We start from the raw sequence: 13,075 nt of genomic DNA, 5'->3' as shown, positions 1-13,075 counted from the left end.
ACAGCCGCCTCCATAAAGGAAGCAGCTGTTTTACAAATTATCTAACTACGTATTAGTAATCGAAGTCGCCGCCGCCAGCACCAGCGCCAGCAGGAGCGGCATCTTTAGGCTCAGGCTTGTCAACGATAATACATTCGGTTGTCAACACCATACCAGCGATGGAAGCAGCGTTTTGCAGAGCAGAACGAGTCACTTTAGCAGGGTCAACAATACCAGCAGCTAACAAATCGACGAATTCATTGGTTGCAGCATTGTAGCCAATGTTGAAATCCTTCTCTTTAACGCGTTCAGCAATCACAGCACCATTCTGACCAGCGTTTTCAGCAATCCGCTTCAGAGGTGCGGGTAAGGCGCGAACCACGATCAAAGCACCAATCAACTCTTCATCCTTAAGGTTGCTCTTTGCCCAGTCTTCCAAGTCGGGAGCCAGGTGAGCCAGAGTTGTACCACCACCAGGAACGATACCTTCTTCTACAGCAGCTTTGGTGGCGTTGATAGCGTCTTCTAGGCGCAACTTCTTGTCTTTCATTTCGGTTTCGGTCGCTGCACCCACTTTCACCACAGCAACACCACCGGAGAGTTTAGCAAGACGCTCTTGCAGTTTTTCTTTGTCGTAAGAAGATTCGGTTTCATCGATTTGACGACGAATCTGTTCGACACGAGCTTTAACAGCAGCTTCGTTACCTTCGGCAACAATTGTGGTGTTGTCCTTAGTAATGGTGATCCGGCGAGCTTTACCCAGGCTATCCAGCTTGGTGTTATCTAGCTTCAAACCAGCATCTTCAGTGATTAGTTGACCACCGGTTAAAACGGCGATATCTTCTAGCATAGCTTTGCGGCGATCGCCAAAGCCAGGAGCCTTAACAGCAGCCACGTTGAGTACACCGCGCAAACGGTTTACTACCAAGGTTGCCAAAGCTTCTTTTTCAATATCTTCGGCGATAATCACCAAAGGACGACCAGCACGAGCTACTTGCTCTAATACTGGTACAAGGTCTTGTACCAAAGCGATTTTCTTATCAGTCAACAGTAGGAAAGGTTCATCAAAAACCGCTTCCATCCGTTCAGCATCGGTAGCGAAATAGGGAGAGATGTAGCCTTTATCAAAGCGCATCCCTTCAGTGATTTCCAACTCGGTGAACATAGATTTCCCTTCTTCTAGGGAAATTACGCCTTCCTTGCCCACCTTGTCCATTGCTTGGGCAATCATTTGACCAACTTCTTCGTCATTACCAGCCGAGATGGCACCAACTTGGGCAATGGCTTTGGAATCTTCCACTGGACGGGCGTGTTGAGCAATTTTTTCTACCAAGAAGCTGGCAGCTTTGTCAATACCGCGCTTCAGTGAAATTGCATTAGCACCAGCTGCAACGTTCCGCAATCCTTCTTTGACGATCGCATGAGCTAAAACGGTAGCAGTGGTGGTACCATCACCCGCAGCATCATTGGTCTTAGAAGCAGCTTGACGAATCAGAGCTACACCAGTGTTTTCAATATGGTCTTCTAATTCGATTTCTTTGGCGATCGTTACACCGTCATTAACAATTTGCGGTGCGCCAAATTTCTTTTCTAGGACTACGTTACGACCTTTGGGGCCAAGGGTAACAGCTACAGCCTCAGCCAGTATGTCAATGCCTCGTTCCAAGGCGCGACGGGCGTTTTCGTTGTAGATAATGCGCTTTGCCATAGGTGTCTAAATTCCAGGAGTAAGTCAATTTTTTTGTTGAATTAGGCATTGGGTATTGGGCATTGGGCATCAGGAAAACTCTTTCCTCTTCCCCATTCCCTACTCCCTATTAGATAACGACTGCTAAAATATCTTTTTCAGAAAGCAGTACATATTCTTCGGTACCGAGTTTGATGTCAGTGCCGGCGTACTTCGAGTACAGCACCTTATCGCCGACCTTGATTTCCAATTCCTGACGGTTTCCGTCGTCATTACGCTTGCCAGGGCCAAGAGCCACTACTTCCCCTACTTGGGGCTTTTCCTTGGCGGTATCGGGCAAATACAAACCACCTGCGGTCTTTTCCTCAGAGGCGTTCACTTTTACGAAAACGCGATCGCCTAAAGGTTTAACTGTAGAAACGCTTAGAGATAAAGCTGCCATATTATTTCTTTCCTTTAGAGATTAGCACTCTCAACTCCTGAGTGCTAATCTACCGAAAAGTAGCGTCCAATGGCAAGAATTCTTTGAGTACGGGTTCCCGAACTAAAGGCTCAGAGATGTACTTAAGTATAAATGCCTAATTGTTTCTACCTTTCGGGTTTTGTTCTGTAAGTTACGAAGAGAGTAGGGAGCGGAGAGTTAGGAATTAGCGCTGACCAGACAATTGTTAGCTGCTGCTCAAAACGAGCTAGTCTGGAATCATGGGAATACTTAAAAAAGCGACTTTAAAGAGTTAAAATTTGATGAGCCGCAACAGAGTCATACTATTTGCGTCTATAGAACTAAAACCCAACTGCTTGCGCGTTTTTTGTTCTGGACTCATAATGGTGGTTTACACTGATGGTGTCTGATATCGCCAAGCAAGCTTGGAAGTTATTGAGCGGATTATCCAAGAACACTTAAATAGGCAATAAGGTGGTAGAAGAATATGCATTTTTAACCCATCCTTTGCCAGAAACTTCCCTAGTTTCTTGTAAACACCTCATAGAGGCTTAACAATCAAAGGATATGGTACAGCAGTAAGCTTTAAGAAAGTGCGCGATGGTTTTGAGGTAGGGTCATCTTTAAGCCAATACTTACTTGTGAGTCAGAAGGATTATTATTTAATCAGTGTTTTTTCGCCTGCCACTTTCAATGCGATATATAATAGCGCATTATAGATACTACTGCTATACGTATCCTTGCTGGACTTTTGCTATCGAGCTACTAGTCTCTTGAAAGTGCTCGGCATTTTTGAGGTTTCGAGACAGCAAAGGCAACTTAAGTAGGAAAAAGGACAACATCTCGAAATAACCCACGATAGAGGATAAATATTCAAGACTTTGATGGACCGAAGCGCGACAAGTGCCACTGCTATGAAAGAGCCCAGCATGAAAGATCACAAACGACTTCTATTGATTGATGATGACCCTAACCTCATCTTGCTGGTGAAGGATTACTTAGAATTCCGGGGATACGAAGTCATCACCGCCGAAAATGGACGTGAAGCTCTGGAAATTTTAGAGCAAGATGTCCCAGACATGATTATCTGCGACGTGATGATGCCGGAAATGGACGGATATACTTTTGTAGAACAAGTCCGGCAAAACGAACGCACCAGTTGGATTCCGGTTCTTTTCCTTTCAGCTAAGGGACAAAGTGCAGACCGAGTTAAGGGTCTGAATAAAGGTGCTGATGTTTATATGGTCAAACCCTTTGAACCAGAAGAACTCGTAGCGCAAGTTGAATCCTCGCTGAAACAAACTATCCGTTGGAAAGAACACCAAGCTAAAGGAGGCGAAAACGGTTCCCGCATCCAGGTTCCCTTCGATGTGCAATTAACCCCAACTGAACTGAAAGTAGTCCAGTTTGTCGCTAGGGGTTTAGCTAACCGGGAAATTGCTGAAGAACTAAATGTTAGTCAGCGCACAGTTGAAAGTCATGTGTCCAATATGTTGGGCAAAACCAATCTCCACAACCGCACTGAACTAGCGCGGTGGGCGATTGAAAATCAAATGGCTTAAACAAAGTTAAGAGTTAAAAGTTAGGAGTTACGAATTATGAATTTTTTAACTTTTAACTCCTAACTCCTAACTAAGATTTACCACCCATCTTCTTCAGGGCTGGATTGGTGCAAAACTTCTAAATCTAGTTCATCCAGGTAAGTTAGGGCGTTTTCAATCTGAGAAACAGTACCTCGCAGTTCCAGATCAAAGCAGCTATATTGTGGCAAGTTTGCGCTTACCTGAGCATCAGCAATAATCACTGTGATGCCATAGTGAGAAACCAGTCGTGAAATGACTGGTTCCTCATGCAAGTCTTTAGGAATGCGAACTTGGATACGAGTTTGGGTGCGTCTATTATCTAAAATATCTGTATTAGATTTTACTTGTTTATTTGGAATTGCCATTCTAGCTTCCTACTCGACTTCTGGGATAAAGATTTTACTTTGCACAATTCTTTTAACACTAGGTCACTTATCCCACGCAGGCAAGAAAGAAAGTATTTGCCAAGGCAAACCATTAATCTAGATGTAATGAATGTGAATAATTGCTCATAATTTGGCAGTTATGAGTTTAATTGTCGTTTTATGACGGTTTTTCAGCAGATCGAATATAGCCAATCTGTAGGGTTACAACAATTGTTGTAACCCTAATTTATTGTGTATGAGATTTAATACTGAAGTGATAACTCTGTTACAAGCTCGGTATCGGGTACTCAAACAATTAGGACAAGATGTTGGTAATACTTTTGAAGTTGACGAGTGTGGCAAAACTAAAGTCTTAAAAGTGCTGACTGAGAATAACCTAAAGCTACTAGGTTATAAATTAATAAAATATTTTATTGTGGTAGATTGATTGTTTTTTGTATTTTCTAGGAAAAATCTGGAGACTACTTAGCTTGTAGTGTTTACGAGATGATTTCTGAAAAGCCCACAGATAACAGTAACGTGATGAGAGAACACGACCTATCCCGATTACCTTATGAATACTGTTCAAACCGCTCCCCATTGCTTGGCTGTTTAGAAAATTAATTTATTTTCTAGAAATCCCTAATAAGTCCAGTTTTGCTTGGTCTGCAAACTATAGGTTCCATCTTTCACATTCACCCGCTCAGGAATCAGATTTAAATCTCTAAATATATTTGCCTGATGCTGTAGAGCATCGAGCGATTGGTCATCAATCGGAATGATGGCGCGTTCGCCGCTATGTTTCTGTAAAATTTCTACGATGGATGGATCAATTTCATGGTGTTTAGCCAATCGTTGAACGGCTTCTAATTCCTGTTTCTTAGCCCAAGTTCCAGCTTCGTTTACCTCTTCTAAAATCACCTTAAGCAAGTCGGGATAGTCGCGTACCAGTTCTGGAATCGCGTAGTAATAAGTGGGAACTTCCACGGAGGTTTTGTCACCAAATATACTCTCTAGGTCTGTAATTGATCGCCCTGGGTAAGCGTTTCGGGCTTGAGTCGCTGTGTAGGGAACCCAAATCACCCAAGCATCGATTTCACCCCGGCAAAATTTGGGCAGCGCCTCCGGTTGTGTCAGATAAACTGGCTCGATGTCACTAAAATCTAGACCGACTTTTGCCAGCGCTCGTACAAGTATATAATGTGCGCTTGAGCCTTTGTCAAAAGCGATCTTTTTGCTCTTCAAGTCTGCTAGTGTCTGAATCGGCGAATCTTCTGGCACTAAAATCGCTTGACCTTTGGGAGCGGTATATTTTTCTTTCGCCACCCGCATAAATACATGATCCGCCGCTTGAGAGAAGATGCTGGCTGTGCCACCACCGCCGCAGAAGTCAATTGTCCCGTTGCTAAGTGCTTCTATCAGAGAAGAGGCTGATAAAAAGCTTGTCCAGGTGACAATCAGCCCATAAGGTCGCAAACGTGTTTCCAGCAAGCCTTGAGTCCGGAGAACTTCCAGATTTGTCATTCCCTCTGGATATCCAATTTTGAGTTGCTTCAGCCGTCGCGCTTGCTCTGCTAAAGGCGTGTTGCTAGATTGAGCAGAACGCTGAGAAAACCAGCGATCCAAAATTACACAGAAAATTATCCCCCCCATAAACAGTCCCACAGTTTCCAGTAACTGGATTGTGGATCTTTTGGATAGTTGGAACTGATTACCAGATTCAGAAGTAGCAACAGCATGACCGTCAAATACTAGAGGCAAGACCAAAACCAAGACAAGTCCGATGCAAAATCGAACTGCAAACCTGTAGGTAGCCGATCTACGAGTGGCTGATCTGAGCGACCGTAAGATATTTTGACCTGTGCATCTAGGCAGAAGGTCAATCAAACGGCTAATCATAATGACTCCTTTGATAAATTAGGTGATGCAAATTGCCGGATGAATTGGAGATGGGGGATAAAGTCAAAGCACCGCTTGACATGTATAAACTACCAAACTTGCTCCCTTGTTACACTCAATATGCGATACTCACATTATCATATCGATATTATGGTAATTCTCTACAAAGGTTGAGCGATCGCTAGTTTTGGTCATCAGATAGGTGTTGAGTGAGGAATGGTGATGGATTGGTTAATTGCAACAATTAAAATTGGGCTAGCTACGGCTGTGGCAACAACATTTGATGACAATATTTATCTGACTGCCTTCTTCAGTGAGGTTAATCGGACTTTTCGACCTCAACATGTTGTAGTTGGTGAGATTCTAGGGTTCACGACATTACTGACAGTAAGTTTGCTTGGGTTCTTAGTGGGTCTAGCAATTCCCTCAACTTGGACTGGTTTATTGGGGATTCTGCCGATACTCATTGGCTTGAACAATTTGCTCAACCTGAATAAGGATGACTCAGCCGAAGATAAGTCAGCCAATCTGAAAAGAAACTCTAAATTTCACGGATTTGATTCCAGAAAGCGATCGCTCTGGGACGTAATCCGCGATCCCCAGACCTATCGCGTCTCCTCGGTTACAATTGCTAACGGTGGCAACAATCTTGGCATCTATATCCCCCTGTTTGCCACTAGCTCAATCCAAAATCTCACTGTGATCGTACCAGTTTGCTATTTCATTGTTTTTTGCTGGCTGTTTATGTCCTATAATCTGACTCGTTTACCTGGTATAGCTTTGATACTCAGCCGTTATGCTAGTAAGATTTTCCCCTTCGTTCTGATGTGGCTGGGTTTCCGAATTCTGGTAGACAGCGAATCTTATCGTATTTTTCTCCCCAAAACTTGACGGATTTTAAGGTGGTAAATTTTCATGCAAGAAGCATGTAGCTCTACAAAAGTTAATGCAAGAGTTTAAAAGCCCAATCAGCCGATTCAAGTTTTACAAGAGGAGATTCAACATTCTTAATTTTAATTAATCGCTTTATAAAATACGCGCCTATACAAGCAAAACCCGCTAATGCGGGTTTCAAAGTTTTTATAAGTCCGTGCAGACGTGATTTCTAATCGCCTGATTGAAATTCTCCAACTAAAACTCAGCACTTTGTGGTGTACGCGGAAAGGGAATCACATCACGAATATTTCCCATACCAGTCATAAATTGCACGAGTCGTTCAAAACCTAGTCCAAAACCAGCGTGGGGGACAGTACCATAACGCCGCAAATCAAGATACCACCATAAGTCTTCTGGGTTTAATCCTTGCGCTAACACCCGGCGTTCTAATACTTCTAAACGTTCTTCGCGCTGAGAACCGCCAACAATTTCACCAATTTTGGGTGCGAGAATATCCATTGCACGAACGGTTTTTTCATCGTCGTTCAAGCGCATATAAAATGCTTTGATTTGTGCTGGATAATCTGTAACGATCGCAGGCTTTTTAAATAATTGTTCAGCCAAGTATCGTTCGTGTTCTGATTGTAAATCTAAACCCCAACTCACTGGATATTCAAATTTAACATCAGCTTTTTCTAAAAGTTTGATGGCTTCTGTATAAGTTAACCGTTCAAACTGATTATTAATAATGTTTTCGGCTGTCGCTAACACAGATTTATCAATGCGTTCATTGAAAAATTCCATATCTTCTGGGCAAGTTTCTAACACATATTTAAAAATGTGTTTGAGAAACGCCTCAGCTAAATCCATATCGCCTTCTAAGTCACAAAAAGCCATTTCTGGCTCAACCATCCAAAATTCTGCTAGGTGGCGGGAGGTGTTAGAATTTTCTGCACGGAAGGTAGGGCCAAAGGTGTAGACGTTGCTAAACGCCATCGCCATCACTTCCGCTTCCAACTGGCCGCTAACTGTTAAGTATGTGGGTTTAGCAAAAAAGTCTTGGCTGTAATCTACTGCTTGATTTTCTGTGCGGGGAATATTCTTTAAATCTAAACTGGTAACGCTAAACAGTTCACCCGCGCCTTCGCAATCGCTAGCGGTGATGATGGGTGTGTGTACCCACAAAAAGCCTCTTTGTTGGAAAAATTGGTGAATTGCTGTCGAACAAGCATTTCTAACGCGAAAAACTGCACCAAAGGAATTAGTACGCGATCGCAAATGTCCAATGGTTCGCAGAAACTCAAAGGAATGGCGTTTCTTTTGCAGGGGATATGTATCAGGATCAGCTTCTCCGTAAACTTTCACAGACTCGGCTTTCAACTCAATTCGCTGTCCTTTACCCAGAGAAGCCACTAGTACCCCTGTCGTTTCGACAGCAGCACCCGTATTCAGTTTTTTCAATATAGCTTCATAATCTGGCAAATCCTGATTAATGACGACTTGCAAATTAGCTAGTGATGAGCCGTCATTGACTTCAATAAAAGCAAACCCTTTGGACTCGCGTTTCGTCCGCACCCAGCCTTGAACTAGGAAAGACTCATCAGGTTGACCACTTCGCAATATTTCTGCAATCCGTCGATTTGCCATATCTTACAACTTATATTTCGTCAACTTATTAAGGAAAAATATTAAAAAATCTTAACTATTTAACCCAATCCAAAATCTAAAATCGGACTTATCCAGCATAAGACTTTAATATCCAGCCTATGATAACGCCCATTCCACCAAAGCGGACGACTTGCCAGAAAGGTTTTTTGAGGCTACGCCAAGAAAATAACTGGCTTTCTAAGTTTAGTTCTAGCCTTTCCAACTGCTGTTGAATGCGCCCTAACTCTGCTTTGATTTCTGGTGTCTGAGATTTATTGTGCTTTAGTTGATCCCGACGCTGTTGCCATTGTGCCTGTTGTTGGCGATCGCGTTGCACTTGATTGTAACGTTCTTTTAAGGATAGGAGCGATCGCTCTACTTCCTCTAGTTCTTGTTCAAAATCTGGTTCGGGATTTTCTGCTGACGGTTGTGATTGTTTAGGCGGCTTCATTTACAAGTAGTAAAGTAGAAGTAAATGCAAATGTGCCAATAGTTATGTCCCAATCTACCCAGCTGCCGAAAACCAGTCAACTGAATGAACTTAGTACTCTAGAACTTGCTCAAGCCCTCATGGAAAGACTGAGCATTTCTCCTAACGATTGGCATCGCCTCAAGTCTAACCGCAATTCCCGCGCTAATGAACAAGTGGCAGCAGCTATTGTGTATCTTTTAAAGAATCAGCCACAAGAAGCTCAAGCTAGATTAGAACAGGCAATTGGTTGGTTAGATCGCTCCATTTCTGCTCCTCCCTGTCCAACTCACGGGAAGTAGGGAGTAGGCAGTAGGGAGTAAAAAAATCAAAAAAATAAGAACTTTTCCCACTCTCCACTCACCATTTCCCACTCCCCCTTATCGCCGCAGAGATAATCCCCGGCGATTTTCCATTTGTTTACAAAGCCTCAATTCTGTGCCTTTGCGGTTCCACTCTACCTGATCAAAGATTTGATGCAGAAGACACAAACCACGACCATTTTCTGATTCATCTGGTGGCAGGTAGTCTGTTGGTTCTTCTTCATTTGTAGATGAAGGAGTAAAGCCGCTACCCTGGTCTGATATTATCCACCAATATTGATTATCTATTAAGGAAAAACGGACTACGACTGTTTTACTTGGATCGAGATTATTGCCATGTTTAGCTGCGTTTACTAGGGCTTCTTGAAGTCCTAGCCGTAGTTCAGCTTGTAATTTAGCTGGAATTTCTGCCAACAATAAATCTAAGATTGGACAAAGGTAGAGAGTTGAGGCAAAGCTAATAGTGCCCCAATAACGTGCAACTGGACGGAGTGAAATTGTAATCACAAGAGAAACCCCATAGCTTTCAGTTAGCTAGACATCAGTTTGCTATTACAGGCACCCTGATAAAACTTGAGGTGGTCATGCTGCCTTCAAACTTGCGTCTTTAAAACTAAATTTTGAAAATGCTAGGGAGCATTGGCTTTATAGTATGAGTTTGGATTGTTTAGATAGATAACGGCAGTAATAGTTTTGATAATGAATTCAGCAACTTAAAAAGATGCTAGTAATTTGACAGAGTATTGGCATACTCTAGTTAATTGCCGATTCGTCATTTATACAATCCAATTCATATTTCTAAGAACCTATGCAGCTTGAATTTATTTAAACAAAATGGATTTTTATTTTTGCCTTAATTCAATTTTAGCATCTTTAGTATGCACTAAACTAAAAATTTCAAATTTCAGTTTTTGCAAAGGAATTACTATCCTTGTCCAAATGTGATAGCACAAGAAAGGCGGCAGCTTCAACATGAGCAGTTTGAGGAAAAAAATCAGCAGGTTGTACCCGTGTGATAGTATATTGCCCATCTTGACAAAGCAATTTCAGGTCGCGGGCGAGGGTGGCTACTTTACAACTGACGTAAACGATCCGAGATGGTTTCAATTGCCGTAAAGTATCGATGACTGCCCGATCGCACCCCTTACGTGGCGGATCGAGTACTACGACTTCTGGTATTGTGCCCATTTTGGGAAGCAATTTCTCTACTGCCCCGACTTGGAATGTCACATTATCAATTCCGTTGCGGTGGGCATTCAAAATAGCTTGTTCCACTGCTGCTGTTTGCACTTCTAATCCTGTAGCCTGACGTACTTTTTTGGCGAGAGGTAAAGTTAAAGTCCCAATACCACAGTAGGCATCAACTAGCAACTCATGACCTTGAAGATTGAGTTCTGATTCAATCACCTGCAATAGTGCCTCTGCTGTTTCTGTATACACTTGGAAAAATGTATCTGGGCGCACTTGAAATTCCAGTCCAGCAAAATTTTCACGCAGGTGTGGGACTCCAGCGATGCAACGGGTTTCTGATCCAAAGATAGCATTTGTGCGATCGCTATTGCGGTTGAGTGACACTCCTACTAACTGCGGATAACGCTTTAACCATTCCTGCGCTTGGGTTTCAATTCCTGATAAATTCCAGTCCTTTACCACCAAAGTCAGCAACATCTCTCCAGTGTGTCGGCCAATGCGTAAACCAAGATGGCGAATTTGTCCTTGATGACGTTGTTCGTCATAGATTCGCCAACCTTGTTGTTGGATATCCTGCTTAACTTCGGCAAGTAAGGGATTTAATCGTGAATCTTGGACTGGACATTGATTTAAATTAATTAATTGGTGACTACCTTTTTGGTAGTAACCAGCTTGTACCTGTCCCGTTGCCGATATACCTAAAGGATATGTAGATTTATTACGGTAGCCTAAAGCAGAAGTGGCGGCGAGTACCGGATCTACCGGTGGCTGGATAAAACCGCCAATACGTTCTAAAGCTTGGATAACTTGGTTTTGCTTGGCTACTAGCTGGTAATCATAATTAATGTGCTGCCACTGGCAACCACCGCACTTATCCGCCACAATACAACTAGGTCTGATCCGGTGGAGAGATGGTTCTAATAGCTCTTGGAGCTTCCCGTGGCCGTATTTTGGTTTAACATGAACCAAGCGGACAATAGCGCGATCGCCTGGTACAGTATCTGGGACAAACACTACACGCTCATCAGCGCGTCCCACACCATCACCTGTATCACTCAGGTTAGCGATCTTTACTTCAATTAATTCACCCTGTTGCCAAATTATTTTAGTCATTAGTCATTAGTCATTTATTATTAATTCTTCTTTCTCCCCCTGCTCCCCCTACTTCCCCTACTCCCCATTCCCCACTCCCCATTCCCCACTCCCCACTCCCTAAATAGATGAATTCAATACATAACTAGCTCGTATCCCTTCACTTGTGTACCTCCAACTCGCTAAACTAACAGATAATATTTCAGGTGATTTCAATAATCATGACTGTAATTAGCCAAGTTATTCTCAAAGCCGACGACGAACTGCGTTATCCCAGCAGTGGCGAACTTAAAAACATCAAAGACTTTTTGGAAACCGGCGTACAACGGACGCGGATTGCGGCTACCTTAGCCGAAAACGAAAAAAAGATAGTTCAAGAAGCAACCAAACAACTTTGGCAGAAGCGTCCTGACTTTATCTCCCCCGGAGGTAATGCTTACGGTGAACGCCAACGCTCTCTTTGTATCCGCGATTTTGGCTGGTACTTACGTCTAATTACTTATGGTGTGCTTGCCGGTGATAAAGAGCCAATTGAAAAAATTGGTTTGATTGGTGTGCGGGAAATGTACAATTCATTGGGCGTTCCCGTGCCTGGAATGGTAGAAGCGATCAATTCCCTCAAAACAGCTTCCCTTGGCTTACTGAGTGCAGAAGACGCTGCTGAAGCAGGGCCCTACTTTGATTACATCATTCAAGCGATGTCTTAATACAAAGTGTGTGCTGGTTCTAGGAGTATACTTCCGGTCTACTAGAGTGAGTGCAATAAGCGCTCGATAGGCATAAGATACCCAATTTGATCATACCTTCCCCACATTTGGTAGTGGCTATGGCTAAATCTCTGTCAAGTTACTAACCAGTTGTGGGGAAATTTATTTAAGTATAACTATGGGGCATTTCTCAAAGGATGAAGGACATACGGACAGAAAAAACCGACAGTCCTTGATAAAGGCTGTCGGATATTAAGTGTGTTCCCTATTAATGACTCGGCTAGAGTTCAGTTGTCATTAATTATGCCTAGCTAGCGATCGCAAAGAGACGATCCTAATCATAGATATGTGTGATTCTCGTCACACGATTGTTACAACTAAACTGCATATACCCGAATAATTTCTGAATACCAGTAGATATCCGCAAGTTATAGTGTCAAAAATTGCACAAACCTTATTTAGTTAAGTTATCTTTAAATATCGTGCTTAAATTTACACATAAGTATAAATGCGTAGATTGCCGCCGTAGGCATCGCGTTTTGCAACATCAATTAATTAGCATCCCAAAATATTTTTAACGCCATTTACCAACACAGCTACTAATTCTAATGATGCGGTGGTTGCACCAATTGTATTAAACAATGCTCCTCCTGCTGCTGATATGGCCTCCATACTAGCTCCTGCTACAAGCATTGTTATTACTGTACTTGCAATAGAAACAATCCCAGTAGCAGCTATACCGAACCAACTGAGATTGCGCCGACTATAGCAATAATAATAGTCCATTCCAATGGATTAGGACTGTGACAAACCTG

General features: G+C 42.7%; 14 protein-coding genes. 5 read left to right on the top strand and 9 right to left on the bottom strand.

Going from position 1 to position 13,075, the window contains the following annotated elements; all coding sequences use genetic code 11:
- Positions 1–52 precede the first annotated feature (52 nt).
- Both groL and groES read right to left on the bottom strand, forming a co-directional pair.
- Positions 53–1,687 carry a chaperonin GroEL gene (groL, locus tag RMZ43_RS21790; protein WP_322655709.1) on the bottom strand — a complete coding sequence of 545 codons (1,635 nt, stop codon included), beginning with the start codon at positions 1,685–1,687 and terminating at the stop codon, positions 53–55.
- A gap of 109 nt (positions 1,688–1,796) precedes the next feature.
- Positions 1,797–2,108, bottom strand: a complete 312-nt coding sequence (gene groES, locus RMZ43_RS21785) for a co-chaperone GroES (RefSeq protein WP_100898362.1) — start codon at positions 2,106–2,108, stop codon at positions 1,797–1,799.
- 884 nt (positions 2,109–2,992) lie between these two features.
- Between groES and RMZ43_RS21780 the strand changes: the two genes are divergently transcribed.
- The gene (locus RMZ43_RS21780; protein WP_012407592.1) at positions 2,993–3,670 is read left to right on the top strand and encodes a response regulator transcription factor; all 678 of its coding nucleotides are present in this window, start codon (positions 2,993–2,995) and stop codon (positions 3,668–3,670) included.
- Between the two features lie 77 nt (positions 3,671–3,747).
- Here the strand turns inward: RMZ43_RS21780 and RMZ43_RS21775 are convergent, their stop codons facing one another.
- Positions 3,748–4,056: an NIL domain-containing protein gene (locus RMZ43_RS21775; RefSeq protein ID WP_322655708.1), complete on the bottom strand. Its 309-nt coding sequence runs from the start codon at positions 4,054–4,056 to the stop codon at positions 3,748–3,750.
- A gap of 256 nt (positions 4,057–4,312) precedes the next feature.
- Between RMZ43_RS21775 and RMZ43_RS21770 the strand changes: the two genes are divergently transcribed.
- Complete coding sequence (locus RMZ43_RS21770; RefSeq protein ID WP_322655707.1) at positions 4,313–4,504, top strand: hypothetical protein; 192 nt, start codon at positions 4,313–4,315, stop codon at positions 4,502–4,504.
- A 194-nt stretch (positions 4,505–4,698) separates the two neighbouring features.
- Here the strand turns inward: RMZ43_RS21770 and RMZ43_RS21765 are convergent, their stop codons facing one another.
- Complete coding sequence (locus tag RMZ43_RS21765; protein WP_322655706.1) at positions 4,699–5,817, bottom strand: aliphatic sulfonate ABC transporter substrate-binding protein; 1,119 nt, start codon at positions 5,815–5,817, stop codon at positions 4,699–4,701.
- 360 nt (positions 5,818–6,177) lie between these two features.
- On the opposite strand from RMZ43_RS21765, the gene RMZ43_RS21760 reads away from it, so the two are divergent.
- A complete protein-coding gene (locus RMZ43_RS21760) occupies positions 6,178–6,846 on the top strand; it encodes a cadmium resistance transporter (RefSeq protein ID WP_322655705.1) in 669 nt (222 codons plus the stop codon).
- Positions 6,847–7,086: 240 nt separating this feature from the next.
- On the opposite strand, the gene asnS is transcribed toward RMZ43_RS21760, so the two are convergent.
- Both asnS and RMZ43_RS21750 read right to left on the bottom strand, forming a co-directional pair.
- Entirely contained in the window at positions 7,087–8,478 is a 1,392-nt protein-coding gene (gene asnS / locus RMZ43_RS21755; RefSeq protein WP_322655704.1) for an asparagine--tRNA ligase, read from the bottom strand.
- A gap of 88 nt (positions 8,479–8,566) precedes the next feature.
- Positions 8,567–8,929 (bottom strand): hypothetical protein, encoded by a 363-nt coding sequence (locus RMZ43_RS21750; RefSeq protein WP_322655703.1) that lies wholly within the window; start codon positions 8,927–8,929, stop codon positions 8,567–8,569.
- A 44-nt stretch (positions 8,930–8,973) separates the two neighbouring features.
- Between RMZ43_RS21750 and RMZ43_RS21745 the strand changes: the two genes are divergently transcribed.
- Complete coding sequence (locus tag RMZ43_RS21745; protein ID WP_041565907.1) at positions 8,974–9,249, top strand: DUF6439 family protein; 276 nt, start codon at positions 8,974–8,976, stop codon at positions 9,247–9,249.
- Positions 9,250–9,327: 78 nt separating this feature from the next.
- Here the strand turns inward: RMZ43_RS21745 and RMZ43_RS21740 are convergent, their stop codons facing one another.
- Complete coding sequence (locus tag RMZ43_RS21740) at positions 9,328–9,777, bottom strand: ATP-binding protein (RefSeq protein WP_322647066.1); 450 nt, start codon at positions 9,775–9,777, stop codon at positions 9,328–9,330.
- A 390-nt stretch (positions 9,778–10,167) separates the two neighbouring features.
- Positions 10,168–11,574 carry a 23S rRNA (uracil(1939)-C(5))-methyltransferase RlmD gene (gene rlmD, locus RMZ43_RS21735; RefSeq protein WP_322655702.1) on the bottom strand — a complete coding sequence of 469 codons (1,407 nt, stop codon included), beginning with the start codon at positions 11,572–11,574 and terminating at the stop codon, positions 10,168–10,170.
- Between the two features lie 200 nt (positions 11,575–11,774).
- Between rlmD and RMZ43_RS21730 the strand changes: the two genes are divergently transcribed.
- Positions 11,775–12,260: an allophycocyanin subunit alpha-B gene (locus tag RMZ43_RS21730; protein WP_322647068.1), complete on the top strand. Its 486-nt coding sequence runs from the start codon at positions 11,775–11,777 to the stop codon at positions 12,258–12,260.
- A gap of 555 nt (positions 12,261–12,815) precedes the next feature.
- Here RMZ43_RS21730 and RMZ43_RS21725 read toward each other — a convergent pair.
- Positions 12,816–13,046, bottom strand: coding sequence for a hypothetical protein (locus RMZ43_RS21725; RefSeq protein ID WP_322655701.1), 231 nt, complete (start codon positions 13,044–13,046; stop codon positions 12,816–12,818).
- Between the last annotated feature and the right edge of the window lie 29 nt (positions 13,047–13,075).

Origin of the sequence: Nostoc sp. CmiVER01, from assembly GCF_034531135.2 — a bacterium.
Taxonomy (GTDB): Bacteria; Cyanobacteriota; Cyanobacteriia; order Cyanobacteriales; family Nostocaceae; genus Nostoc.
This window is presented reverse-complemented; position numbering and strand designations above follow the sequence as displayed.